The sequence below is a fragment of the Liquorilactobacillus mali KCTC 3596 = DSM 20444 genome (assembly GCF_000260415.1).
GTDB classification, from domain to species: domain Bacteria; phylum Bacillota; class Bacilli; order Lactobacillales; family Lactobacillaceae; genus Liquorilactobacillus; species Liquorilactobacillus mali.
On record NZ_BACP01000101.1, the window covers coordinates 1 to 294 of the forward strand.

1 protein-coding gene is annotated in these 294 nt (G+C 41.5%); it reads left to right on the forward strand.

What is annotated here, in order from left to right:
• Positions 1–294, forward strand: a 294-nt coding sequence (locus tag GSM_RS14480) for a GDP-mannose 4,6-dehydratase (RefSeq protein ID WP_010078430.1), incomplete at both ends; no start/stop codon positions are given.

A 294-nucleotide genomic window follows, 5' to 3' on the forward strand; every position in this document is an offset into this window, starting at 1 on the left:
GGTGAGACTTATCTGATTGGTGCAGATGGAGAGCAAGATAATAAGACAGTAATGGAAATGATTCTTGAATTGATGGGTCATTCAAGCGATGAATATGAGCACGTAGCTGATCGTCCTGGACATGATCTACGTTACGCGATCGATTCAACAAAGCTGCGCACAGAATTAGGATGGAAGCCACAATTCACAGATTTTCGTGAAGGATTAGCAGAGACAATCAAGTGGTACACGGAAAATGAAGATTGGTGGAAATCAGAGAAAGCAAAAGTTGAAGCAAACTACGCAAAGAATGGT